This window comes from Halomonas sp. LC1 (assembly GCF_030247125.1).
In the GTDB taxonomy this organism is placed as follows: Bacteria; Pseudomonadota; Gammaproteobacteria; order Pseudomonadales; family Halomonadaceae; genus Vreelandella.
In genome coordinates, this window is record NZ_JASSPG010000001.1 from 64,822 (window position 1) to 90,568 (window position 25,747).

At 58.8% G+C, this 25,747-nt stretch carries 19 protein-coding genes; 7 read left to right on the forward strand and 12 right to left on the reverse strand.

The features are described 5' to 3' along the window. Nucleotides 1–56: 56 nt before the first annotated feature. The 4 genes from acnD to QIT27_RS00320 all read right to left on the reverse strand — a co-directional run bounded on the left by acnD (nt 57) and on the right by QIT27_RS00320 (nt 5,591). Complete coding sequence (gene acnD / locus QIT27_RS00305; protein ID WP_285262558.1) at nt 57–2,696, reverse strand: Fe/S-dependent 2-methylisocitrate dehydratase AcnD; 2,640 nt, start codon at nt 2,694–2,696, stop codon at nt 57–59. Between the two features lie 31 nt (nt 2,697–2,727). Then, nucleotides 2,728–3,855 carry a bifunctional 2-methylcitrate synthase/citrate synthase gene (gene prpC / locus QIT27_RS00310; RefSeq protein ID WP_285262559.1) on the reverse strand — a complete coding sequence of 376 codons (1,128 nt, stop codon included), beginning with the start codon at nt 3,853–3,855 and terminating at the stop codon, nt 2,728–2,730. A gap of 80 nt (nt 3,856–3,935) precedes the next feature. Next, nucleotides 3,936–4,835 carry a methylisocitrate lyase gene (gene prpB, locus QIT27_RS00315; RefSeq protein WP_285262560.1) on the reverse strand — a complete coding sequence of 300 codons (900 nt, stop codon included), beginning with the start codon at nt 4,833–4,835 and terminating at the stop codon, nt 3,936–3,938. 12 nt (nt 4,836–4,847) lie between these two features. Continuing rightward, the gene (locus tag QIT27_RS00320; RefSeq protein WP_285262561.1) at nt 4,848–5,591 is read right to left on the reverse strand and encodes a GntR family transcriptional regulator; all 744 of its coding nucleotides are present in this window, start codon (nt 5,589–5,591) and stop codon (nt 4,848–4,850) included. Nucleotides 5,592–5,841: 250 nt separating this feature from the next. Between QIT27_RS00320 and pabB the strand changes: the two genes are divergently transcribed. Further along, the gene (pabB, locus tag QIT27_RS00325; RefSeq protein WP_285262562.1) at nt 5,842–7,200 is read left to right on the forward strand and encodes an aminodeoxychorismate synthase component I; all 1,359 of its coding nucleotides are present in this window, start codon (nt 5,842–5,844) and stop codon (nt 7,198–7,200) included. Nucleotides 7,201–7,318: 118 nt separating this feature from the next. Then, the gene (locus QIT27_RS00330) at nt 7,319–7,939 is read left to right on the forward strand and encodes a phosphoadenosine phosphosulfate reductase domain-containing protein (protein ID WP_285262563.1); all 621 of its coding nucleotides are present in this window, start codon (nt 7,319–7,321) and stop codon (nt 7,937–7,939) included. Nucleotides 7,940–7,997: 58 nt separating this feature from the next. On the opposite strand, the gene cysB is transcribed toward QIT27_RS00330, so the two are convergent. Further along, a complete protein-coding gene (gene cysB / locus QIT27_RS00335; protein WP_253017289.1) occupies nt 7,998–8,972 on the reverse strand; it encodes an HTH-type transcriptional regulator CysB in 975 nt (324 codons plus the stop codon). Nucleotides 8,973–9,248: 276 nt separating this feature from the next. Here cysB and trxA point away from each other — a divergent pair, with 276 nt between their 5' ends. Continuing rightward, nucleotides 9,249–9,632: a thioredoxin gene (gene trxA, locus QIT27_RS00340; protein WP_159341700.1), complete on the forward strand. Its 384-nt coding sequence runs from the start codon at nt 9,249–9,251 to the stop codon at nt 9,630–9,632. 88 nt (nt 9,633–9,720) lie between these two features. Here trxA and QIT27_RS00345 read toward each other — a convergent pair whose 3' ends face one another. After that, complete coding sequence (locus QIT27_RS00345) at nt 9,721–10,854, reverse strand: AI-2E family transporter (RefSeq protein ID WP_159341699.1); 1,134 nt, start codon at nt 10,852–10,854, stop codon at nt 9,721–9,723. A 194-nt stretch (nt 10,855–11,048) separates the two neighbouring features. Between QIT27_RS00345 and QIT27_RS00350 the strand changes: the two genes are divergently transcribed. Then, nucleotides 11,049–11,879, forward strand: a complete 831-nt coding sequence (locus QIT27_RS00350; RefSeq protein ID WP_159341698.1) for an SIMPL domain-containing protein — start codon at nt 11,049–11,051, stop codon at nt 11,877–11,879. On the opposite strand, the gene serS is transcribed toward QIT27_RS00350, so the two are convergent. Then, nucleotides 11,821–13,098 carry a serine--tRNA ligase gene (gene serS, locus QIT27_RS00355; protein WP_285262564.1) on the reverse strand — a complete coding sequence of 426 codons (1,278 nt, stop codon included), beginning with the start codon at nt 13,096–13,098 and terminating at the stop codon, nt 11,821–11,823. The two genes, QIT27_RS00350 and serS, sit on opposite strands and share 59 nt — an antisense overlap. A 243-nt stretch (nt 13,099–13,341) precedes the next feature. On the opposite strand from serS, the gene QIT27_RS00360 reads away from it, so the two are divergent. The 3 genes from QIT27_RS00360 to ydiJ all read left to right on the forward strand — a co-directional run bounded on the left by QIT27_RS00360 (nt 13,342) and on the right by ydiJ (nt 18,486). Further along, on the forward strand, nt 13,342–14,595 hold the full coding sequence (locus QIT27_RS00360; RefSeq protein WP_159341696.1) for a dicarboxylate/amino acid:cation symporter: 1,254 nt from the start codon (nt 13,342–13,344) through the stop codon (nt 14,593–14,595). Nucleotides 14,596–14,705: 110 nt separating this feature from the next. Next, nucleotides 14,706–15,296: a DUF4202 domain-containing protein gene (locus QIT27_RS00365; RefSeq protein ID WP_285262565.1), complete on the forward strand. Its 591-nt coding sequence runs from the start codon at nt 14,706–14,708 to the stop codon at nt 15,294–15,296. Between the two features lie 88 nt (nt 15,297–15,384). Beyond that, on the forward strand, nt 15,385–18,486 hold the full coding sequence (gene ydiJ, locus QIT27_RS00370; protein WP_285262566.1) for a D-2-hydroxyglutarate dehydrogenase YdiJ: 3,102 nt from the start codon (nt 15,385–15,387) through the stop codon (nt 18,484–18,486). Nucleotides 18,487–18,528: 42 nt separating this feature from the next. Here ydiJ and trpC read toward each other — a convergent pair whose 3' ends face one another. The 5 genes from trpC to QIT27_RS00395 form a co-directional block, all read right to left on the reverse strand. Continuing rightward, the gene (gene trpC / locus QIT27_RS00375) at nt 18,529–19,332 is read right to left on the reverse strand and encodes an indole-3-glycerol phosphate synthase TrpC (protein ID WP_285262567.1); all 804 of its coding nucleotides are present in this window, start codon (nt 19,330–19,332) and stop codon (nt 18,529–18,531) included. Between the two features lie 8 nt (nt 19,333–19,340). Then, nucleotides 19,341–20,360, reverse strand: coding sequence for an anthranilate phosphoribosyltransferase (trpD, locus tag QIT27_RS00380; RefSeq protein ID WP_285262568.1), 1,020 nt, complete (start codon nt 20,358–20,360; stop codon nt 19,341–19,343). Nucleotides 20,361–20,396: 36 nt separating this feature from the next. Continuing rightward, nucleotides 20,397–21,002 carry an anthranilate synthase component II gene (locus QIT27_RS00385; RefSeq protein ID WP_083024600.1) on the reverse strand — a complete coding sequence of 202 codons (606 nt, stop codon included), beginning with the start codon at nt 21,000–21,002 and terminating at the stop codon, nt 20,397–20,399. 86 nt (nt 21,003–21,088) lie between these two features. Further along, on the reverse strand, nt 21,089–23,905 hold the full coding sequence (gene fdhF, locus QIT27_RS00390; protein WP_285262569.1) for a formate dehydrogenase subunit alpha: 2,817 nt from the start codon (nt 23,903–23,905) through the stop codon (nt 21,089–21,091). Continuing rightward, a complete protein-coding gene (locus tag QIT27_RS00395; RefSeq protein ID WP_285262570.1) occupies nt 23,902–25,641 on the reverse strand; it encodes an NAD(P)H-dependent oxidoreductase subunit E in 1,740 nt (579 codons plus the stop codon). The genes fdhF and QIT27_RS00395 overlap by 4 nt, the downstream gene beginning before the upstream one ends. Nucleotides 25,642–25,747 lie beyond the last annotated feature (106 nt).

Genomic DNA, 25,747 nt, shown 5'->3' on the forward strand with positions numbered 1-25,747 from the left:
TGGCAACTGCCAGGCTATTCGCTATCCATCACACCCTTACCATCGCGCGGTAGCCACTAGGCAATGGAGGATTCCAAAAAGTCCTGAGCAAACCGCTGCAGTACGCCACCGGCTGAATAGATGGTCACTTCTTCAGCCGTATCCAATCGGCAAACCACAGGCACGCGCTCGGTGCTGCCACTGGTGCGGTGAATAACCAGCGTGAGCATGGCGCGGGGTTCAGGCGTGCCTTCCACATCGAAGACTTCCGTGCCATCCAACCCAAGCGTTTGTCGCGTGGTGCCCGCTTCAAACTGCAGGGGCATCACACCCATACCGATCAGGTTCGTGCGGTGGATGCGCTCGAAGCCTTCGGCGACAATGGCTTCCACTCCTGCGAGCGCGACGCCTTTGGCGGCCCAGTCACGGGACGAGCCTTGGCCATAATCCGCACCGGCGATAATGATCAGCGGCTGCTTGCGGGCCATGTAGGTCTCGATGGCTTCCCACATGCGGGTCACCTTGCCCTCCGGCTCGATCCGCGCCAGCGACCCCTGCAGCACCTTGCCCTGCTCGTCGTGGACCATTTCGTTGAACAGTTTCGGATTCGCCAGGGTGGCCCGCTGAGCGGTCAGGTGATCCCCGCGGTGGGTGGCGTAGGAGTTAAAGTCCTCCTCCGGCAGGCCCATCTTGTGCAGGTACTCCCCCGCCGCGCTATCGAGCATGATGGCATTGGAAGGCGAAAGGTGGTCGGTGGTGATGTTGTCCGGCAGAATCGCCAGCGGGCGCATGCCCTTCAGCCCGCGCTCTTTCGCCATATTGCCTTCCCAATAGGGCGGGCGGCGAATGTAGGTACTCTGGGGCCGCCATTCATACAGCGGGCTTACCTGCGTACGCGCACTTTTATCCAGATCGAACATCGGGATGTAGGTTTGGCGGAACTGCTCGGGCTTCACCGCCGACTTCACGATAGCATCGATTTCGCTATCGTCGGGCCAGATGTCCTTAAGCGTGACCGGATTGCCCTGCGTGTCATACCCCAGCACGTCTTTTTCGATATCAAAGCGGATGGTACCCGCAATGGCATACGCCACGACCAGCGGCGGTGAGGCCAAAAACGCCTGCTTGGCGTAGGGGTGAATACGCCCATCGAAGTTACGGTTACCGGAAAGTACCGCCGTGGCGTACAGGTCGCGGTCAATGATTTCCTGCTGAATGTGCGGCTCCAGCGCACCAGACATCCCGTTACAGGTGGTACAGGCGTAGGCCACCACACCAAAGCCGAGGTTTTCCAACTCGTCCATCAAGTGCGCTTCTTCTAAGTACATCTTGACGGTTTTTGAGCCAGGGGCCAGCGACGACTTTACCCACGGTTTGCGGGTCAGCCCTAACCGGTTGGCGTTGCGAGCAATCAACCCAGCCGCCACCATATTACGCGGGTTAGACGTATTGGTGCAGCTGGTGATGGCGGCAATAATCACCGCGCCATCCGGCATTTTGCCTGCCTGCTCATCGGCCCGGGCTTTATCCAGGTCGATGGCGATACCCCGCTTGGCCAGCTCGGACGTAGGCAGGTGGGCATGGGGGTTAGAGGGGCCAGCCAACGTGCGCGCCACGCTTGAGAGATCAAACGTCAATACCCGCTCGTAATAGACACTCTTGAGATCATCTGCCCACAGCCCAGTATGCTTAGCGTAGGCTTCCACCAGCCCGACTTGTTCATCTTCACGACCAGTAAGCTTGAGATACTCAATGGTTTGATCGTCGATGTAGAACATCGCTGCCGTGGCGCCATATTCCGGCGTCATGTTGGAAATCGTGGCGCGGTCGCCTACGGTCAAGGCATCAGCCCCCTCCCCGAAAAACTCCAAGTAAGCGCCCACTACCCGCTCTTTACGCAGAAACTCGGTAATCGCCAGCACCATATCCGTGCCGGTAATACCCGGCTGCAGTTTGCCGGTAAGCTCGACCCCGACAATATCCGGCAGGCGCATCATGGAGGCGCGGCCAAGCATGACGCTTTCCGCTTCCAAGCCGCCGACCCCCACGGAGATTACCCCTAATGCATCCACCATCGGCGTATGGCTATCGGTGCCCACGCAGGTATCCGGGTAGGCGATACGCATACCCTGCTCATCGGGGCGGCACTGCACCACTGGGGACATCTTCTCCAGGTTGATCTGGTGCATGATGCCGTTGCCGGGGGGAATCACATCGACGTTTTCAAACGCCAGCTTGGTCCAGTTAATAAAGTGGAATCGGTCATCGTTACGACGATCCTCCACTTGGCGGTTTTTCTCGAAGGCATCCTTCTCAAAACCCGCATGTTCGACGGCCAACGAGTGGTCGACGATCAGCTGAGTGGGCACTACCGGGTTGACCTTGGCCGGGTCACCGCCTTTATCAGCAATGGCGTCACGGAGGCCAGCTAAATCTACCAGTGCGGTCTGACCAAGAATGTCGTGACATACCACCCGCGCCGGGTACCAGGGAAAATCTAAATCCTGCTTGCGCTCAATGAGCTGTTTTAGCGCATCAGTGAGCAGCTCAGGGTCACAGCGACGTACCAGCTGTTCGGCCAATACGCGCGAGGTGTAGGGCAGTTTGGCATAGGCGCCGTGCTGGATATCCTCGACCGCTTGGCGTGCATCGAAGAACTCTACCGGCTCGCCCTCTACCAGAACGCCCGGTAGCGGCTTGCGATAATTCGTGTTCATAACGCCTCTCACTTAGTCACCACGCAACTCATTAGTCACGCGCTTCGATGGGCACCCATTCGCTCTTCTCAGGGCCGATGTAGTCAGCGCTGGGGCGAATAATGCGGTTGTTGGCGCGCTGTTCGAACACGTGCGCAGCCCAGCCGGTCACTCGCGACATCACGAAAATCGGCGTGAACAGCTTGGTGGGAATATCCATGAAGTGGTAGGCGCTGGCATGGAAAAAGTCTGCGTTGCAGAACAGCTTCTTCTCCCGCCACATTACCTCTTCACAGCGGACGGAGACCGGATAGAGCACGGTGTCACCAACGTCATCCGCTAGTTTCTTCGACCACTCCTTGATGATGGCGTTGCGCGGGTCCGACTCCCGATAGATCGCGTGGCCAAAGCCCATGATCTTCTCTTTACGCTCTAACATGCCCAGCATTTCCCGCTCTGCTTCCTCTGGCGATGCCCAGTTCTCGATCATCGCCATCGCCGCTTCGTTGGCACCGCCGTGTAGCGGGCCGCGCAGCGAACCAATCGCGCCGGTGACGCAAGAGTGCATGTCGGACAACGTCGACGCGCACACCCGGGCAGTAAAGGTAGAAGCGTTGAACTCATGCTCGGCATAGAGAATCAGCGAGACGTTCATCACGCGGGCATGCAGCTCGGAGGCGGGTTCGCCGCGCAGCATATGCAGGAAATGGCCGCCTACCGAGGCGTCATCAGTTTCGGTGTCAATACGCACGCCGTCATGGCTGAAACGGTACCAGTAGCAAATAATCGAGGGCAGCACGGCTAACAGGCGGTCCGCCACATCCTGCTGCTCGTCAAAGCTCTCTTCGGTTTCCAGGTTGCCTAGCATGGAGGCCCCCGTGCGCATCACATCCATCGGGTGAGCGTCTTTAGGAATCTGCTCCAGCACGGTTTTCAGCGCATCAGGCAGGCCACGCAGGCCTTTTAGCTTGGCAATGTAGTGGTCAAGCTCGGCTTGGTTAGGCAGCTTACCTTTCAGCAGCAGGTAAGCGACCTCTTCAAATTTGGCCTTTTCAGCCAGCTCTTTGATATCGAAACCACGATAGGTAAGGCCAGAACCGGTTTTACCCACGGTACATAGCGCGGTGGCGCCAGCACTCTGCCCTCGTAATCCTGCACCTGCTAACGGTTTATCAGCCATGTGATGTCTCCTGACGTGCTTATTTATAAGAGTTGTTGGTCAATGTGGTGGGTCAAACTAGTGACAACCGAACGCGCGGCTTACGCGTCTTTCTGCTCGGCGAACAGCGCGTCGAGCTTCTGTTCGAAGTCGTGGTAGTTCAAAAAGTCGTATAGCTCATCGCGGGTTTGCATGGTGTCGACCACCTCACGCTGATGGCCATTCTCTAAAATGCTCTGGTACACCTTCAGCGCGGCCGCGTTCATGGCGCGGAACGCCGACAGCGGGTAGAGCACCATGCGGCAGCCCACTTCACCCAGCTCTTGCTGAGTAAACAGCGGCGTCGCGCCGAACTCGGTAATGTTGGCCAGAATGGGGGCATTCACTCGCTGGCAGAACGCCTGATAGTCATCCAACGTATGCACCGCTTCAGCGAAGATAGCGTCAGCACCCGCTTCCACGCAGGCATTCGCCCGCTCAATGGCCGCATCCAGCCCCTCTTTTTGGAACGCATCGGTGCGGGCAATCAGGTAGAAATCCGGGTCCAGCTTGGCATCGGCAGCGGCTTTGATGCGGTCTACCATCTCTTGCTGCGAGACGATGGCCTTGTTCGGCCGGTGGCCGCAGCGCTTTTGCGCGACCTGATCTTCCAGGTGAACGGCGGCCACGCCCGCCCGCTGCATCTCTTTCACGGTGCGGGCAATGTTGAATGCACCGCCCCAGCCAGTATCAATATCTACCAGCAGCGGCAGGTCCGTCGCACCGCAAATACGGTGTGCATCTTCCACCACGTCGTTCATGGTGGTCATGCCCAGATCCGGCAGGCCAAACGACGCGTTCGCCACCCCGCCACCGGAAAGGTAGATGGCTTGATGCCCTACTCGCTCGGCCATCATGGCCGTATAGGCGTTGATGGTGCCTAAAATCGGCAGCGGGCGATTGGCTTCCAGCGCGGCGCGAAAGCGTGCCCCGGGGGTCAGCGTGGAAGAGGTGATCGACATGAGTGTGGACTCCTAATCGGACGTTGTTGTGGATTGTTGTTCGAGGATAGCGGCGTAGCGGTCAGCCACATTGGCACGGGAAGCGCTGACATGGCGACGCATCAATAGCTCGGCCAGTTCGGCGTCACCTGCTTCGATGGCATCGACGATGCGGTGGTGCTCGACAAACGCCCGCTGGGGGCGCGTACCGCTGGCGCTAAACTGAGTACGGTAGAGGCGCACCAAGTAGTAAAGGTCGTCGCACAACAAATTCATCAGCATTTTGTTGTGGCTGCCCTGAACGATGCGATAATGGAAGTCCAGGTCGCCTTCCCGCTGGTAGTAGGCTTCACCGCGTTTTAAATCGCCCTGGCTTTCATGCAGTGCCAGCACGTCGCGCAGCCCCTGTATCTCCTCTGGTGACATATGCTCGGCGGCCAAGCGGGCCGCCATGCTCTCCAAGGCTTCGCGCACGTCAAACAGCTCCAATAGCTCTTTCATGGAAAGTTTGACCACCCGAGCCCCCACATGGGGTACACGTTCGATCAGACGGTGGGCTTCTAATCGACGCATGGCTTCTCGTAACGGCCCACGGGAGATACCGTAGGTTTTGGAGAGCCCAGGCTCGGTAATTTTACTGCCTGGCGCTAGCTCGCCGCGCACTATGGCGCTCTGTAGCTGATGAAACACGCGCTCCGCGAGCGTGCGTACCTCTGGCGATACCGGCTCGGCAGCGGTTTCATCAGAAGTCGAGGAAGTAGTAGCAAGTAACGTCATGGCAAATTGTCGACAATTAGAGAATAAAAGGACTTTAGCCCGCTGCTTTCCCCCCGTCAACCATACGAAATAGGCGTTTTTATTCACCTTTCGTTGCAAGCATCCGCCTTCTCTCCCAACCAGTGTCAACAATCAGCGTTTTATAAGCCTTTTCTGCCTGACTGCGTGAGAAAGGCGTCGACGACGGCACTGGTGTCATCAAGTCGCGACCTCTAAAATACGTCGCCCCCTCTGGCTTGGCGTTTGCTTCATGACAACGGCGTTGACGATTTCAGCCCTGCCCTACTCTACCGATCCTTTGGCGATCTTCGCCAAATTGCGACACCGCCCAGGCGCTGTGCTGCTCGATAGCGGCCGCCCAAAAGCGACGACCGGCCGTTTCGACATCGTCAGCAGCGACCCGCTGGCAACGCTAGCCATCACCTCAGAGGGCGACACGCTTTTCTCATCTGACACGCTGACGCTCCCCGCCTCACTTGCGAACGACGTCACGGCGCAGCAGCAGTGGCTGCTCGAGCAGCTACCTGACGCTAACGAGGAGAGCGAACTGCCTTTTCTGGGCGGGCTGATGGGGTATTGGAGCTACGACCTGGGCCGCGATCTCGCCGATATTGCTAGCCAACACCCGGCAGCCACTCACCTACCCTCATTACGCGTAGGGCTATTTGATTGGTGCATTACACTTGACCATGTGAACGAGCAAGCGTGGTTCGTAGGCAATCCGGCGCGTCGTGAACAGGTGATGGCGTGGCTGGCGGCGCCCGATGCGCCGGTAGCGCCGTTTAAACTTACTCGGCGATTTTCGCCAGAGCTCAGCCAAGCGGCCTACACCGAGCGATTCGATGCCGTGCAGCGCTATATTCGCGCCGGGGATTGCTATCAAATCAACCTCGCGCAGCGCTTCTCGGCGCGTTACGAAGGCGACGAGTGGCAGGCCTATCTCCAGCTCAGGGAAGCCACGCCCACGCCTTTTTCCGGCTTCATGGCCTGGGGCGATCACGCCGTTCTGTCGCTTTCTCCCGAGCGTTTCATCCAAAGTCGTGATGGCTTGGTGGAAACGCGCCCCATCAAAGGCACTCGGCCACGGGGCAAAACGCCCGAAGAAGACCGCGTGCTGGCTGAAGACCTGCTCAAGAGCACCAAAGACCGTGCCGAAAACGTCATGATCGTGGATCTTCTGCGTAACGATTTGGGACGTGTGTGCGTACCTGGCTCCATTCGCGTGCCGCAGCTATGCCAGTTAGAGAGCTATCCCAACGTTCACCACTTGGTCAGCGTGGTGCAAGGTCACCTGGCACCTCAACACTCACCGCTTTCATTGCTGACGGCCGCCTTCCCCGGCGGCTCGATTACCGGCGCCCCCAAAATACGAGCGATGCAGATCATCGATGAGCTGGAACCCTGCCAACGCAGCGTGTATTGCGGCAGCTTGGGCTATATCGACGTGCGCGGCAGCATGGATACGTCGATTGCCATACGCACGATGGTGGCTGACAGGGGTGACCTACATGTGTGGGGCGGCGGCGGATTGGTGGCCGATTCGCAGGCAGGCGAAGAGTACACCGAGACGCTAGACAAGATTCGCCACTTGATCAGCGCTTTGGAATAAGCGCACTGCCTTCTTACATCGAAAAGAAATATAAAAGCCTAACCAAACGGTATTGGGGAGAAGCCCCTCGCCTTTGGTAGCCTAGAGACATTGCACGCTTTTTCACAAAGGAGGCCGCATGTCCTCAACGCTTGAACAGATCAATCGTGATTTTGCCAACGACCCGCAAGGACTCATCGAGTGGGCGTTCAGCCAGGGCGAGCGCCCGATCTGCACCACCAACTTCCGCCCGTTCGAAGCCGTCATCCTGCACATGGTGACGCAAGTGCGTCCGGACATTCCCATCGTCTGGATGGATAGCGGCTATAACACCGAAGCGACTTACCAGTTCGCCGATGCGCTGATTCAGCGCTTGAATTTGAATATCGTCAGCTTTTTGCCAACGCGTACTCGCGCTCATCGTGAAGCGCTGGACGGGCCCATGCCCGGCATCGATGACCCGCGCCACGCTGCCTTCACTCAAGAAGTAAAGCTGGAACCTTTTGAACGCGCGCTGCGTGAGATGCAGCCTGACGTATGGTTTACCGCACTGCGCGCCGAAGATACGCCCGAACGGGCAAAGATGCAGGTCGTCAGCCGCAACAGCGACGGCTTACTGAAAGTGGCCCCACTGCTGCAGTGGACCGCCAAAGACATGTACTACTACTTAGAAGCCCACGACCTGCCTAACAACTTCGACTACTTCGATCCCACCAAAGTGGAAGAGAAGCGCGAGTGTGGCTTGCACCTTCAGCACTGAGCGGCCAACCATGGACACATCACCTGCTCCGACGTAGCGTCGGAGCAGGTTTTTTTGCTCAATACTCGGGCAGCTCGACCCCTTCGAACAGCGCCTGTTCGAAGCGTGGCCCGGCCATGAGCGCCTCGTCCACCCGGTCACGGGTCAAGTGCGGCGCAAAACGCGCCAAGAAGTCGTACATGTAGCCACGCATGAAGGTTCCGCGCCGAATGCCGATTTTCGTCGTCGAGCTGGCAAATAGATGGCTAGCATCCAGTGCGACCAAATCGCTATCCAGGGAGGGATCAACGGCCATGTGCGCAACGATGCCCACGCCCATTCCCAAACGTACGTAGGTCTTGATCACGTCCGCGTCGGCAGCGGTGAGGACAACGTTGGGCGTCAGACCTTTTGCTTTGAAGGCATCGTCGAGCTGTGAACGTCCGGTAAAGCCAAAGACGTACGTCACCAACGGGTGCTCGGCCAACGCTTCCAGGGTCAACGGGCCTGATAAGGTGGCCAAGGGGTGCTCTTTCGGCACCAACACGCAGCGATTCCAGCGATAGCAGGGCAGCAGCACCAAGTCGGTAAACAGTTCCAACGACTCCGTGGCAATGGCAAAGTCCGCCTGCCCCTCGCTCACCATCTGCGCAATTTGCTTAGGCGTGCCCTGCTGCATGTGCAGCGCCACTTCCGGGTATTTCAGGGTGAATTCACTGATGATCGGCGGCAGGGCATAGCGCGCCTGGGTATGGGTGGTCGCAATGGACAGGCTGCCGCGACGTTCGTCGCTGTGCTCTTGAGCCACTTGCTTGATATTCTCAGTAAGCTTGAGCACCTGCCCAGCCAGTTCGATGATCGACTGCCCGGCAGGCGTGACACGGGTCAGGTGCTTGCCGCTGCGGGCAAAAATTTCGACCCCCAACTCATCCTCAAGCAAGCGAATCTGTTTGGAAATGCCCGGCTGGGACGTGAACAGGCTCTGGGCCGTCGCCGAAACGTTGAGATTGTGTCGATTGACTTCCCAGATATAGCGAAGTTGCTGTAGCTTCATATCCTCACCTTATTATCTATGCAGGAAGCACGTAAAAGCGCATCCTCGCGCTGCAACTCTGTGCTTGGCCAAGCGCCCGGTTACCATGACTCAATGAGCACATTTTTGAATAAAAAAACGGCTTATAATTCCCTTATAGTATAAAAAATAGAGACTATGAACATCTATTAATTTTTTCTATTTAAGGACAAATCGCATCAGGAATTTGCCAGCACCCTTCTCGCCCGCTAACATCTGGCAACTTGGCGCGGTGAAAGTGCGCTAATATATCGCGTAATGACCGTTGCTCCATTTGAGGCAACGAAACAGCAAGAGCAACGCAAACGGGAGAAGCAAATGGCTACCAATGTTGATGTCACCAACGCCAATTTTGAGCAAGAAGTCCTCAACGCCGAACAGCCTGTCCTGCTGAAATTCTGGGCCCCCTGGTGCGGCCCGTGTAAAGTCATGGCACCTGTTGTCGATGAAGTGGCCGCCGAGCGTGGCGACAATCTGAAAGTCGTCAGCGTGAACGTTGATGATGCCCCGGAAATCGCCGCCGAACAGGGCGTCCGCGGTGTACCGACCGTGATGCTGTTCAAGTCGGGCACCAAGGTTGCCTCTCTGGTCGGTGCGCAATCCAAGTCTCAGCTGACGCAGTTCATCGACCAGAACGCCTAAGCCGTTCACGTTACCGCTGGCACTGCCAGCGGTAACGCCGCTCCCCCCTTTCCTCACGTCTCTCTTTCACCAGCGCCGCGCCTAGTCATCAAACGTCGCTCTCTTCACGCTTAGACCACACGCCACGCCGCCATGGCGGTCGGCGCGCATCGCCAGGTCGTCTTACCTGCACGTTTCGTTGCCTGCCAGGCCCCAGCAAGTGGGCAATCCAGCGCGTTTGTGGATGACTATCCAGCGCGATTTTCAGCGTCATGGTGAGCACCACCGATAGCAACATACCCGCTGCACCAAAGATCCACCCCCATACCACTAGCGAAAGAAACGCCACGAAAGTGGATAACCCCAGCGCTTGGCCCATCACTCGCGGCTCGATCAAGTTACCCAAAATGAAATTGATGACGAGATACGCCGAGGCCAACAAAAATGCCTGCAGCAAACCGCCATCCTGGGAGACCAAGAGCAGCAGCACCGGAGGAATCGCCGCCAGTGCCGAACCGATGTTGGGGATGAAATTGAGCGCAAAGGCCAGCACCCCCCAGAGCAGCGGGAATTCCACCCCCACCATCAGGCATGAGAGCCATACCAGCACGCCGGTCGCCAGACTAATCACGGTTTTCACCGCCAAATAGCGTTTCAACGTCAAACTGAACTCGCTGAACCGCTTGAGGCTTGGCGCGGGATTCTCGAGTGCGCGCGACACCTTATCGCGGAAGTGCAGCGTCTCGAACAGCATGAAGATCACCAGCAGTGCGACGATACTGCCCTGCATGAACAGCGAACCAAGTTCCCCCAACAGCGTGGCAACCCAGGAACCGTCCTCTTCCATGGCGAACATAGAGCTGAGCTGATCGGGGTCGATGGCCAATCCATGGGAAGCCAACGTATTGAGCAGATCCCAATAGTGCTCATAGAGCCTGGACTCGATGTCCGGCAGCGCCTCGACGAAGGTACTAAAGCTGTTGACCACCAGTAAGCCAATCAGCGATAGAAACCCCACCAAGACCAACAGCGTAATCAACGCCGACATTCGTCGGCTGAGGCCGCAGTGATGCAGCCACTGAACGGGAGAGGTACATACCACGGCAATGAACACCGCTAGCAACAGCGGCACCAATAAATCAGCCCCTACTTTCATGCCCGCAATGATCACCACCAGCGCAGCGAGCGCCAGCGTGGCATTGAGCGGAATACTTCGATAATCCTCATCCGACAACTTCGACATAGCCCTTTCCTTAGCATGTTATCTATACATGATGGTGGTTTGGCTGGTATCGCACAAACCATGCAAACATTCAGCAACTGTTTTTCGTCTAAGCTTAGCCTGTGAACTTTATGGCCACGCCCCCTTCAAAGCAGCGACATCACACGCTATTCAGCGCACACAACGTACTGGCTCTCTCAGCAAGGAAGTGACCAATGAAAACAGCAACGCACCCTTTGAAACGACTCCGCCATGGTGTGATAGGTGGCGCTCTATTGGCTCTCTTGGCCGCCCCGGGCGCTCATGCCGCTCCTCCTGCACCCCCTAGCCTTAGCGTTCAAGCGCAGTCGTGGGTAGAAGTCGAACCCGATAAAGCCACGCTCTCAGCACGCCTATGGGAGAATACGCCCGCCGTCTCTACCCTAGAAGATACGGACAGTGCCGCGCTTGGCAGCGCTCGCGAACGTCTCGAGCAGCGGGCCAGCGAACTCATCGCCGCCATGGAAGAGATGGGCATCGAGCAACGCGCGATCAATGCCGGTTCACTGAACGTTTATCCTGAGCATGTTGCGGGACCGCGCAATGAAGGGGGCGAGCAAGATACTCTGATGCGCACCCGCTTGGAGCGCCCCTTCAGCGTAGAGCTAACTAATATAGACCAATTAGGCGATGTGCTGGACGCGCTGATTGGCGCTGGCGTCAATGCGCTGGATGGCGTGCAGTTCGACCTGCAGGACCGGGACGCAGCGACCGACGAAGCACTGACCAAGGCGCTGGAAAAAGCCCGCCATAAAGCCGATCTCATGGCGAGCACCCTCGATGTCACGCTTGGCCCCGTTCAGCGCATCGAAGAGACCCAGGCGCCCATCTTTCAACCCCGCATGATGGCCATGCGCGCCGAAAGTGACGCCATGGGCAGCGGTTCAGCCAGCGACTACCGCCCCGGCACCATTCGCATCGATGCCGGGGTGAACGTCGAGTGGGCGCTTAGAGGGCAAGACGCTCGAGGCCGCCCAGGTAGGGTTGCAGGGGAGCCGGAACAGTAATCGACCCATCCGCCTGCTGGTGGTTTTCGAGCACCGCCAGCAGGCAGCGGCCAACAGCAAGGCCAGAACCATTGAGCGTATGCAGGAGCTGCGGCTTTTTGGCTTCCGGATGACGGTAACGAGCCTGCATCCGACGCGCCTGGAAATCTTCGCAGTTGGAGACTGACGAGATTTCCCGATACGTGTTCTGACTCGGTAGCCACACTTCCAAGTCGTAGGTTTTTGCCGCGCCAAACCCCATGTCGCCCGTACATAGCGTCACTACACGATACGGAAGTTCAAGCGCCTGCAGAATGGCTTCTGCATGGCCACGCATCTCTTCCAGCGCGTCGTAGCTCTTCTCCGGCTCTACAATTTGCACCATTTCGACTTTATCGAACTGGTGTTGACGAATCATGCCACGGGTATCGCGCCCATGGGAGCCGGCTTCCGAACGGAAACATGGAGTATGCGCCGTGAGCTTCATCGGCAGCGCAGCCAGCTCGACGATCTCATCACGCACGAAGTTGGTCAGCGGTACTTCCGATGTGGGAATCAAGTGGTACTCTCGCTCATCGTTCAGCTTGAACAGATCCTCGCCAAACTTGGGCAGCTGGCCCGTACCCATCAGCGAATCGCGATTCACCATGTAAGGCACGTAGCACTCTTCATAGCCGTGCTGCTGGGTCTGTGTATCCAGCATGAACTGCGCCAGCGCGCGATGCAGGCGCGCAACGGGCCCGCGCATCACTGCAAAGCGCGCGCCGGTCAGCTTGGCCGCCAGCTCAAAATCGAGATAACCAGACTTCTTACCCAAATCCACATGGTCCAGCACGTCGAAATCGAACTCTCGCGGCGTCCCCCAGCGGTGCAGCTCGACGTTATCGTCTTCGCTCTTGCCTTCCGGCACGCTCTCATGGGGCAGGTTGGGAATACCGCTAATCGCGTCATCCCACTCGGCCTGCACCTCGGCCAGCTCGCGCTTGGCCGCGTCCAAACGATCGCCTAGATCACTCACCTCGTCCAACAGCGGTTGAATGTCCTCACCGTTGGCCTTGGCCTTACCAATCGCTTTGGAGCGCATATTACGCTCGTTCTGCAGTTGCTCGGTCTGAGTTTGCAGCTCACGACGGCGCGACTCTAGCGCCTGCAGCGCTGCTGTATCGAGTTCGAAGCCCCGGCGGGCCAGTTGTTGCGCAGTCGCATCAAGATCACCGCGCAGCAGTTTCGGATCGAGCATGGATTATCCCTTGGCCTGAATACTGTGGAACACGGCACATCGACGCCGTGGCAAAGAGAGCTATTGTAGGCAAAAGCGAGACAGGGGGCTATGGGGCATGGCCTTAGCAACGCGCAGAGGAAGCGCAGGCATGCGCCATGAGCACATCACATACCCATCCCCAATCATTAGCCAAAAGTGATAGAGTGCCCGCCGCTTCATAGCAAGAACCACTAACAACGGGTTTTAGAAAAGGAGAATGTTGTGCAGGAAACCGCAACGAAAGGAACATTCGGCTGGTGGCGGCGTATCGCGCTGTGGAAAAAAATCCTGGCGGGTTTAGCCCTTGGGGTCTTGGCCGGTGCGCTGCTGGGTGAAACAGCGAGTGTATTTAAGCCACTGGGCGATATTTTCATCAATGCCATCATGATGCTGATTGTACCGCTGGTATTTTCCACCCTGGTGGTGGGCATCACCTCCATGCGGGATCCACAAAAGATGGGCCGTATCGGTGCACGCACCATCACGCTTTACCTAGTGACCACTGCCTTTGCCATCACCATTGGCCTCGTCCTTTCCACTCTGCTACAGCCTGGGGTGGGAGTGGGGCTGAGCTTCGATGCCGAGGTCTCGGCCAATGAAGCGCCCTCTCTGGTCTCTATTTTGGTCAACCTCGTGCCGAGAAATCCGCTGGATGCCCTAGCGAACGGCAATATCATGCAGATCATCGTCTTTGCCATTGGCTTGGGAATCTCGCTTACCCTGATCGGCGAGAAGGGCGAGCCGGTCATGAAGGTTTTCGATAGCTTCGCAGAGGCCATGTACAAACTCACCGGCCTCGTGATGGCGTTCGCCCCGTTCGGGGTGTTTGGTTTGATTGCACACGTCTCCGGCCAATACGGATTGGAAATCCTGCTACCGCTCGCCAAACTCATCGGCGTGGTCTACGTGGCCAGCATTCTGCATGTTCTGGTGATTTACTCGGGCTTTATCTCCCTGCTGGGTCGTTTGAATCCCGTGCGTTACCTGAAAGGCAGCCTGGACGCCATTGTCGTCGCTTTCTCTTCTGCGTCCTCGGCAGGCACCCTGCCCGTCTCGATTCGCTGCGCACAGAAAAACCTGGGCGTCTCCGAAGGGGTGTCCGGCTTTGTACTGCCCGTAGGCGCCACCATCAATATGGATGGCACGGCACTTTATCAAGGCGTGGTGGTGCTGTTCATTGCACAGATGACCGGCACCGATCTCAGCATGATGGACTATGGCATGATCGTTGCCACCGGTACGCTGGCTTCGATTGGCACAGCGGGCGTTCCCGGTGCAGGGCTAATCATGCTGTCGATCGTCATGGCACAAATTGGCCTGCCGCTGGAAGCCATCGCCGTGGTGGCGGGTATCGACCGCATTCTAGACATGGCACGCACCAGCGTGAACGTAGCCGGTGATTTGATGGTCACCACGCTGGTAGGTAAAAGCGAGGGCGAGCTCAACGAGGAGATTTACAACACCAGCCGTTCTTGATGCCAGGTTCTGCCACCTCACACGCCCGCTGCCCTTGGCAGCGGGCGTTTTTTATAGTGGCTGGCAAGCTGCTAGGATACGACTCTTCCACTCTCCCCAAGCGAGCCGCCATGTCGTCCACCTTTGAAAAGACCCTTGCCGCTATCGATGCGCTGCACGCCCAAGACCCTCAGACGACCACCCTGCCAAATGGTGACGCCCAGCCCAAAGAGCTGGCTTATGCACAGCGCATGAGCCGGTGGCTAGAGCGACTGCAGGAGACGCCGAGCGAACTGTTGCGCATTGCCGTGCGCGCCCAGCATCTGCAGCGCTGGCAACTGCCGCGAAGCGATTACCCAGAAGGCCGCATTGGCTACTTAACTTGGCGGCGAGACCAAAGTGCCCAGGCAGGCGATACCACGGCGGCAATCATGGAAGAAGCGGGCTACTCCCAAGAGGAGGCCAAGCGCGTGGCCAGCATGATTCGCAAGCAAGGCCTGGGGCGCGATAGCGATGTGCAAGCCCTGGAAGACTGCGCCTGCTTAGTGTTCTTGGAAAACTACTTCGCCGATTTCTCCCGAAAGGTAGAGCACGACCATATGGTGCGCATTGTGCAAAAGACCTGGGGCAAGATGTCGCCGCAGGCGCACACACTGGCTCTGGCGCTACCCATGAACGACGCCTGTTCAGCGCTCGTCAAAGAGGCGTTAGGCAGTCACTGAGACGGCACGTCAAGATGCACCGGCGCAGCAGCTGCGGTAAAGTAACGCTATCCCCTATCCGCTTCCAGCAGTGACGGCTCAACCCTCTATGATTGCATCCCTGGATTCTCGCACGGCCCCTTTCGAACGAATTGGCAGCCACTATGTGCGTTTTCTCGAAGCCCTCCGCGCGCGTGGGTTCGAAGGTGAAATAGCGCCGGATTACGCCAACCGCACCGTGCTGGCAACGGATAACTCGATTTATCAGCGCCTTCCCCAGGCGGCGGTTTTTCCCAAACACGCCGAAGACTTAGAGCGCCTTGCCAAGCTTGCCTCCGAACTGCCCCATCGGGATATCGTCCTGACCCCACGGGGTGGCGGCACCGGTACCAACGGCCAGTCGCTGACCGATGGCATCGTGGTGGATGTCTCCCGCCATATGAACCAAATCATTGAGATTGATGTGGCAGCCCGCCGGGTGCGGGTACAGGCAGGCGTGGTCAAAGACCAGCTCAACGCCGCGCTGAAACCCCATGGGCTGTTTTTCGCCCCTGAACTTTCAACATCGAATCGCGCCACCATTGGCGGCATGATCTCCACCGATGCCAGTGGCCAGGGTAGCTGCCAGTACGGCAAAACCCGCCACCACGTGCTAGAGCTGGATACGATTCTGCTCGGCGGACAGCATTTACACAGCCGCCCACTCAACGCGGAAGAGGAGCAGCAGGCGCTGGCGCAAGAGGGTGTGCTAGGCAATGTACACCGCACTGCCGCCACGATAATCGATCAACAGCGGGAGCTGATCGAAGCAACATTCCCGCCGCTCAACCGCTGCCTGACCGGCTACGACCTAGCGCATCTGCGCGAAGAGGGCCAGCTTAACCTGAATAGTCTGCTGTGCGGTTCGGAAGGCTCCCTGGGCTTTTTAAACGAAGCCGTGCTCAACGTGCTGCCGATTCCCAAGCACTCCACGCTGGTCAACGTACGCTACCCAAGCTTTATGGATGCCTTGCGGGATGCCAAAGCGTTGATGGCCAGCAGCGCGAAGCCAACGTCCATTGAAACCGTGGACGACACCGTGCTGCAACTGGCGATGGAAGACCTCGTTTGGGACAGCGTGGCAGAATTTTTCCCGGCGGGCAGCACGCCTATTCAGGGCATCAACCTGATCGAGTTCAACGACGATGACCCCGAACAGCTCGCAGCGCGTGTAACGGCGTTTACCCAGCACCTGAGCCAGGATGCCACCGTAGAGCGATTAGGCTACACCCTGGCGGAAGGCCGCCCGCAGATCCAGAAAGTCTACGCCATGCGCAAACGCTCGGTGGGTCTGCTGGGTAACGTTCAGGGGGAAAAACGCCCGCTGCCGTTCGTGGAGGACACTGCCGTTCCGCCGGAACACTTGGCCGACTTCATTACCGAGTTCCGCGCCGCGCTGGATGCGCGCCAGCTCTCCTACGGCATGTTTGGGCATGTGGATGCGGGGGTGCTGCATGTGCGCCCGGCACTGGATATGAAAGACCCCGCCCAGGAAGCGCTGATTCGCGAGATTTCTGATGAAGTCGCTGCGCTCACCCAGAAGTACGGCGGGCTGCTGTGGGGCGAACACGGTAAAGGCGTGCGCTCCGAGTACGGGCCGAAGTTCTTCGGTGAGCTTTACCCCTGCCTGCAGCAGGTCAAGGCGGCGTTCGACCCGCACAACCAGCTCAACCCCGGCAAGATCGCCTCACCTTCTGAAAGTACCACGCTGATTGCGAAAGAGAGCGACCCGGAACTGCTCACCGTTGACGGCGTGCCCATGCGCGGCCAGCTCGACCGCACTATTGACGAGCGGGCCTGGCAGGCCTATGACGCAGCGGTGTACTGCAACGGCAACGGCGCTTGCTACAACTACGATGTGGACGACCCCATGTGCCCATCGTGGAAGGCCACCCGCGACCGCCGCCACTCCCCCAAAGGCCGCGCCAGCTTGATTCGTGAGTGGCTGCGCTTGCAGTCGCAAGCGGGCATCGACGTGGTGGAAGAGTCGCGCAAAAAGAAAGCCGAGCGCACCTGGGGCTTTATCAAAAGCTTCCCCAAGCGGGTGATGAACACCGTTAGCCGCCAGCAGCACCACGACTACTCCCACGAAGTCTACGACGCCATGGCGGGCTGCTTGGCGTGTAAGTCCTGCGCGGGACAGTGCCCGATCAAAGTCAACGTACCGCAGTTCCGCTCGCAGTTTTTAGAAGTGTATCACGGCCGCTATCTGCGCCCGCTGCGGGATTACGTGATTGGCGGCACCGAATTTATGCTGCCTGCGTTAACCAAGATGGCTCCGCTGTATAACGCCGCCCTTGGCCAGCGCTGGGTAGAGCAACTCATGCAGAAAGGGCTCGGCATTAGCGATTCCCCCGCGCTATCTCGCGCTAGCGTGAAAAAACAGCTGCGCGCCTGGGGCGTTGCGGAAGCCACGCCCACATCGCTTGCGCTACTCACCGAGCAGCAGCGGGCCAACAGCGTCGTGATTGTGCAAGACGCCTTCACCACCCACTTTGAAGCCAAGCTGGTGATGGATGTGGTAGAGCTGCTATCGCGGCTAAACTTGCGCGTGTTCGTCATGCCGTTTTCCGCCAACGGCAAGCCGCTGCACGTACAGGGCTTTTTAGGTGCTTTTGAGCGCACGGCAGAAAAGCAGGCCAAACGCCTTCGCGCGCTTAGTGAGTTCGAGGTGCCCATGGTGGGCATCGACCCCGCCATGACGCTGACCTACCGCCAGGAGTACGTCAAAGCGCTGGGCCCTGAGCAAGTGCCGAACGTACTGATGCTGCAGGAGTGGCTAGCCACCCGCGTCAACACCCTCGCCCCCGGCCAGCTAACGCTCAAAGACCCTGGCTTTAAGCTGCTTTCCCACTGCACCGAAAAAACCAATGCGCCGGGCAGCCCAAAAGCGTGGCAGCAGGTATTTGCAGCGTTTGGTTTGCAGCTAGAGCTGGCCACCACGGGCTGCTGCGGTATGTCCGGTACCTACGGCCATGAGACCCGTAACGTCGCTACCTCGAAAACGATCTACGCCCAGTCGTGGCAGCCCCAGGTGGAAGCGGAAGAGAACAGCGGTAAGCTACTGGCCACCGGCTACTCCTGCCGCAGCCAGGTGAAACGCTACTCGGCGCAAACCCTGCCCCACCCTCTGCAAGCTCTGCTGACCAGTATCAAACAGGCCAGCCGCTAACGCGGCTGGCCTGCTGAGGCTTGCTGATATCCGTGTGGGCGTTTAGAAAAACAGCCGCTTGAGGGCCAAACCAGGGTCCTCTTCGCGCATAAACGCTTCACCGACCAAAAAGCCATTGACCTCGTGGTCACGCATTAGCTCTACGTCATCACGCGTGTGAATGCCTGACTCGGTAATCACGGTCACGCCTTCAGGGATACGCGGCAGCAGGTCCAGAGTGGTATTCAGGCTGGTGTCAAAGGTGTGCAGGTTGCGGTTATTGATACCAACCAGCTTTAGGTCCAGCGACAGGGCACGCTCTAGTTCCTCTGCATCGTGAACTTCCACCAGCACATCCATCCCCAATGCGTTGGCCTGCTGGTGCAGGTCGCGCAGCTGAGCGTCATTGAGCGCCGCCACAATCAATAGGATGCAGTCCGCACCGATGGCGCGCGCTTCAGTGACCTGATAGCCGTGGGTAATAAAGTCTTTACGGATCACCGGCAGGTCGCAGGCATCGCGAGCGGCAATCAGGTAATCCTCATGGCCCTGAAAGAAGTCGGCATCGGTAAGCACGGAAAGGCACGCTGCGCCGCCCTGGGCGTAGCTTTTGGCAATATCCGCTGGGTGAAACTCTTCACGCATCACGCCTTTAGAGGGCGAGGCTTTTTTCACCTCGGCGATGACTGCCGCGTCGCCTGCCGCAATACGCTGATTCAATGCTTCAATAAAGCCACGGGGCGCACTCTGCTTCTCCGCTAGCGCTAGCAGATCCGCTTCAGATACTGCTTGCTGACGCTCAGCGACTTCCTGGTCTTTACGGGCCAAAATGCGCGTTAAAATAGTCGGCGTTGCCTGGTCACTCATTGGAAGTTTTACCCTTTAAAGACGCTAGTGAAGTGCGAAAGCTCTCGGAGCTTCTCAAGCGGTAGTTTGGAGGCCTGGGCATCCTGGGCCACCATCACGCCCTCTTTAAAGCTATCGGCCACGCCCGCGCAGTAGAGCGCAGCCCCGGCGTTGAGTGCCACCATATCTGCCGCCGCTCCTTCACCGCTAAGTGCGGCTTTCACCAAACGCAGGCTATCTTCCGCGCTGGACGCTTTAAGGGTGGCGAGGCTTTGGCGCTCGATGCCCAGGGATTCGGGCGTAATCGTGTACTGGGTAATCTCGCCCTCTTTTAGCTCTGCCACCAGAGTGGGTGCTGCCAGGGAGATTTCATCCAGTCCATCTTCAGAATGCACCACCATGACATGGCGGCTACCCAGCTTGCGCAATACTTCGGCCATCAGAGGCACTAGCTCCGCGGAATATACGCCCAGCACTTGATTGGGCGCACTGGCGGGGTTGGTTAACGGGCCAAGAATATTGAACAGCGTACGCACGCCCATTTCCCGCCGTGGCCCAATGGCATAGCGCATGGCTGGGTGGTGGTTGGGTGCGAACATAAAGCCAACGCCTACCTGCTCAATGCAGCGCGCCACTTGCTCAGGCTTGAGGTCGAGATAGATGCCGGCAATATCGAATAAATCGGCGCTGCCAGAAGAAGAGGAAACGCTGCGATTGCCATGTTTAGCCACATGGGCACCGCCAGCGGCGGCCACAAAACTAGACGCCGTGGACACATTAAACAGGTTCGCGCCATCGCCGCCGGTGCCGACGATATCCACCACGTTCTCGGTGTGTAGCTCGACGCGTTTCATTAAATCGCGCATCACCTGGGCGGCGGCGCTAATCTCTTCAGCGCTTTCGCCTTTCATGGCCAGCCCCACCAGCAGGCCGCCAATTTGCGCGTCGGAGGCTTCGCCGGTCATGATCTGGCGCATCAGTGCGTGCATCGCATTGAAAGAGAGGTCTTCGCGGCGCATCACCGCGTTAATTGCGTCTCGCATTTGCATGAGCAGGAAAGCCCCTAAAGCGTATGAATTTGGCGATCAGCCGCGTTGTAAAAAATTGGCCAATAACGCATGGCCCTGGCGCGTGAGTATCGACTCAGGGTGGAACTGTACCCCTTCCACATCAAGGGTACGGTGACGAAAGCCCATGATCAGCCCGGGCGTTACGTCATCCTCGGCGGTCCAGGCGGTCACTTCCAGGCAGTCGGGCAGGCTCTCCTGCTCAACGACTAGTGAGTGATACCGCGTCACTTCCAGCGGGTTTTCCAGCCCGCTGAACACGCCCTGCCCACGGTGTACCACGGCCGAGGTTTTGCCGTGCATCACCTGGGGTGCCCGCACCACCTTGCCGCCGTACACCTGGCCGATGGCCTGATGCCCCAGGCAAACGCCCAAAATAGGCAGTTTGCCCGCAAAATGCTCGATGGCCGCTAGCGAAATGCCCGCCTCATTGGGCGTACACGGGCCGGGCGAAATCACCAGATGGGTAGGCGCCAGGGCACGCATCTGCTCCAGGGTAATCTCATCGTTGCGATAGGTCATCACCTCGGCATCCAGCTCACCCAGGTACTGGACGATGTTAAACGTGAAGCTGTCGTAGTTATCGAGCATCAACACCCGTTGCACTGCCTGCGCTTGCGCCATCGCCCCGCTTACTCCATCACATAAATAAAACCGCATTACCAGGATGATACCCCAACAGAGGGGCTCATTGCAGGGCTTGCCAGCGCTTAGGAAACTAAGGCTGGCTCTGCCTTGCTCAAGCGGCAAGCGGCGTACTTGAACTCGGGTATTTTGCCGTAGGGGTCCAGGGCCGGGTTGGTGAGCAGATTGGCGGCGGCCTCGGCGTAGGCAAACGGCACGAAGACCATCCCATCGGGGATTTTATCGTCCACTCTGGCGGTCAGTGTGATCGTTCCACGCCGCGTGGTTATGGTGAGCCTCTCACCCGGTGCCACCCCCAGGCGATGGAGTTCGCCCGGTGAGAGGCTGGCGACCGCTTCTGGCTCTAGGGCGTCTAGCACCTGGGCACGCCGCGTCATGGAGCCCGTATGCCAATGCTCCAACTGGCGGCCAGTGGTCAGTACCGTGGGGTAATCATCATCCACCGGCTCATCCGGCGGTAGCGGGCGCGTGGGGGCGAATTTAGCCAGCCCGCCAGCGCGCGGAAAGGCGTCGCTAAAGACCACATCCTGGCCGGGGGCATCCTCGGCTGGGCAGGGGTATGTGACGGAGTTCTCCCGCGCTAGCCGCTCCCAACTAATATGGTTGAACGAGTGCATGCCCTGCTGCATTTCGGCAAACACGTCTTGCGGGTGCTGATAGCGCCAGCCCAGCCCAAAGCGGTTAGCGATCTCTTGGATGATCCACCAATCCGGCTTAGCGTCTCCTGGCAGCGGTAATGCCGCCCTGCCCAGCTGTACTTGGCGGTTAGTGTTGGTCACGGTGCCGTCTTTTTCGGGCCACGCAGAGGCAGGCAGAATCACGTCGGCGAACTGAGCGGTTTCAGTGATAAACAGATCCTGCACCACCAAATGCTCAAGCTTACCCAGCGCGGCGCGGGCGTGGGTAAGGTCCGGGTCAGACATCGCTGGGTTTTCACCCAAAATGTACATACCGCGCACCTCGCCTGCGTGAATCGCATTCATCACTTCCACCACCGTCAGCCCAGGCTCATCGCTCAGCGGCGTGTTCCATAGCTCTTCAAACGCGGCGCGAAGCTGGCTATCGCCCACAGGCTGGTAGTCCGGCAGCACCATGGGAATCAGCCCCGCATCTGAGGCACCCTGCACGTTATTCTGGCCGCGCAGCGGGTGCAGGCCTGTTCCGGGGCGACCGGTGTGGCCGCAGGCCAGTGCCAACGAGATCAAACAGCGGGCATTGTCGGTACCGTGGGTGTGCTGAGAAATACCCATGCCCCAGAAAATCATCGCTTTCTCGGCGTTAGCGTAGCGGCGCGCCACCTCACGAATGGTGTCGGGGGCTACGCCGCACAGCGCACTCATGGCGTCCGGTGTGCTGTGAGCCACGCTCTGCTTGAGCGCTTCAAAGCCTTCGGTGTGGGCGTCGATGTAGGCTTGGTTATACAGGCATTCCGCGATGATCACGTGGAGCAGCGCGTTGAACAGCGATACATCTGCCCCCGGTGTAAAGCGCACGCTCATGCTTGCGTAAGCATCCAGCGCCTGCCCGCGAGGGTCGAGAATGATGATCTCGGTACCCTGCTTGGCTGCCTGTTTAAAGAATGTCGCCGCCACGGGGTGATTCACCGCCGGGTTGCAGCCGGTTAGAATCACCACGTCGGCCTCCAGCGCCTGCATAAACGAAGCGGTCACCGCGCCTGAACCCAGGCACTCCATCAGCGCTGCGACGGAACTGGCATGGCAAAGCCGCGTGCAGTGGTCCACGTTATTGCTGCCAAAACCGGTACGCACCAGCTTCTGGAACAGCCACGCCTCTTCGTTAGAGCACTTGGCGCTGCCAAAGCCCGCCAATGCTTTGGGGCCTTGCGCCTGCTTAATCGCCATTAGGCCACCCGCCGCGATTTCCAGCGCTTCGTCCCAGCTGGCCTCACGGAAATGGCTGAAAGGATTGGCAGGGTCAAAGGTAGGGTCGAGAGTCTTGGGAATCCCAGGCAAGCGTATCAGCGGCTTGGTCAGGCGTGTCGGGTGGCTCACGTAATCAAACCCAAACCGGCCTTTCACGCACAGGCGGTTCTGGTTAGCGGGGCCGTTGCGCCCTACCACATAAGCCAGGGCATCGTCGTTAATATGGTACGTCAGCTGGCAGCCCACCCCGCAGTAGGGGCACACGGAATCCACCTGCCGCTGGCTTTGAGAATCGCCCTGACCTGCGGCATTGACCACGGTGGCAGGCATTAACGCCCCGGTGGGGCACGCTTGCACGCACTCGCCGCAGCCCACGCAGGTGCTTTGGCCCATCGGGTCAGCAAAATCGAATACCACGGTGGCGGCGGCGCCCCGCTGCGCCATGCCGATGACATCGTTACTCTGCACCTCGCGGCAGGCGCGCACGCACAGGTTGCAGGTAATGCAGGCGTCCAAGTTGACGTGCATCGCCGGGTGGCTGGTATCTGGCTGGCTCACCTTTGGCGCCGCCGCTGCATGGTTGACGGCTGCTTTACGGCGTGGCGGCAGCCACGACTTAACGGTCGCTTCGTCGACCGCCAACTGGTCGGCTACTTCCCAGAAGTGGCTGGAGCGGTCAGGGCTTTGGGCACGGCTGGGCTGGTCGGCCATCAGCAGTTCCAATACCGTTTCACGCGCTTGTGTGGCACGGGACGAGTGGGCGCTGCGCACCACCATGCCGGGTTTGGCCTCGCGGATACAGCTTGCTGCCAGCACACGCTCGCCCTCCACTTCCACCATACAGGCTCGGCAGTTGCCATCGGCGCGGTAGCCGGGGGCATCTTTGAAACAGAGGTGGGGAATGGTCTCTCCGGCGCGCTTGGCTACCTGCCAAAGGGATTCTCCGGGGTAGGCAGTGACTTCTTGATCATCCAAGACAATAGTGAACGAAGCGGTCATGGTGCACTCCCTTCAGCGGCATCGCTGACGATAATCTGCTGCTGGGCGAGCGCAGGGCGGAAATCCTTGAGCAGCCCTAACACGGGGTTCGGTGCCGCTTGCCCCAGGCCGCAAATCGAGGCGTCCTGCATCACCTGCGCCAGTCGAGTCAGCGCCTGTACGTCCCATTGAGGACGCTCTAGCAGGCTGAGCATTTTCTCGGTGCCTACCCGGCAAGGCGTGCACTGCCCGCAGGACTCATCGGCAAAAAAAGCCAGCAGGTTGGTGGCCACCGCTTGAAGATTATCCTGATCAGACAGCACGATAATCGCCGCTGACCCAATAAAGCAGCCGTGCGCCTGCAGCGTGTCGAAATCCAGCGGCACATCGGCTTTGCTGGCGGGCAGAATGCCACCCGAGGCGCCGCCGGGCAGGTAAGCGGCAAGCTTATGCCCTTCCGCCATGCCGCCGGCATACTCCTCTATCAACTCGCGCAGCGTGATGCCTGCTGGCGCCAAGTACACGCCGGGCTTTTTCACTCGCCCGGAGACGGAAAAACTGCGTAAACCGCGCCTACCGTTGCGCCCATGCCCGGCAAACCACTCCGCCCCTTTGCGCCAAATGGCGGGAATCCAATAGACGGTTTCAACGTTATTGACCAGCGTGGGGCGGCCAAAAAGCCCTTGCTGGGCTACGTAAGGTGGGCGGTGGCGCGGCTTACCTGGCTTGCCCTCCAGAGATTCAATTAGCGCCGACTCTTCGCCGCAGATATAGGCCCCAGCGCCCCGGCGCATGATGATGAATCCAGGTGCGACTAAACCCGCCTGCTCCAGCTCTGCAATCGCCTCATGGAGCACGCGGTGCAGACCGGGGTACTCGTCGCGCAGATAGATATAGAGCGCCTCGGCCTCTATCGCCCAGGCGCTGACCAGCGCGCCCTCAAGAAACTGATGCGGCGCGCGCTCTAAATAGTAGCGGTCTTTAAACGTCCCCGGCTCGCCCTCATCAGCGTTAATCACGCAGTAGCGCGGCCCGGCGGCTTGGCGCACGGCCTGCCACTTTTTAAAGGTAGGGAAGCCTGCGCCCCCCAAGCCTCGCAGGCCCGAGACTTCAAGCGCCTGCAGCACATCATCAATGCTGACCTTACCGCTGCGCACATGGGCCAGTAACTGGTAACCGCCAGCCTGCTGATAGGCGTCAAGCCGCTGCCACAAAATCGCTTCAGGGTGAAAGTGGCCGGTATCCACTACGGCCTCGACGCCTTCTGCGGTGGCATACAGCACATGGTGATGGCCCACCTCGGCCACCGGCGCGGTATCGCAACGGCCCATGCAGGGCGCACGGATCACCCGTACACAGTCAGGATCGACGCGGGCTTCCAACGCTTTGTGTAGCGCACTGGCCCCCGCTAATTGGCAGGAAAGAGAATCACAGACGCGAATCGTCGTATCCGGCGGGGGCGCTTGGTGGTCGTGCACCACATCGAAATGGGCATAGAACGTCGCCGTCTCGTACACCGCTGCCATAGGCAGGTTCATGTAGGCTGCTAGAGCACGCAGTTCGACGAGTGACAAATAGCCGTGGGCATCCTGAATGGCGTGTAAATGCTCTATCAGCAGGTCGCGACGTTTCAAGCGGGGCGTTTGGCGCTCATCGCCCAACAAATCGCGAAGCGCCGCCAGCGCCACAGGGGCCACATCGCGCCCTTTTGGGTAGCCGCGACGGCGGCGAGAAGACGTAATAGGTTGAGAGGTCATGACGCGCCATCCAGAGCTAGGCCAAAGAACGTTACAAATACCGCCGTCAAAGCCGCTATGCTCAATGAAGCGTCCAAACGTTACGAAAGCGACTTGATGGGGCAGC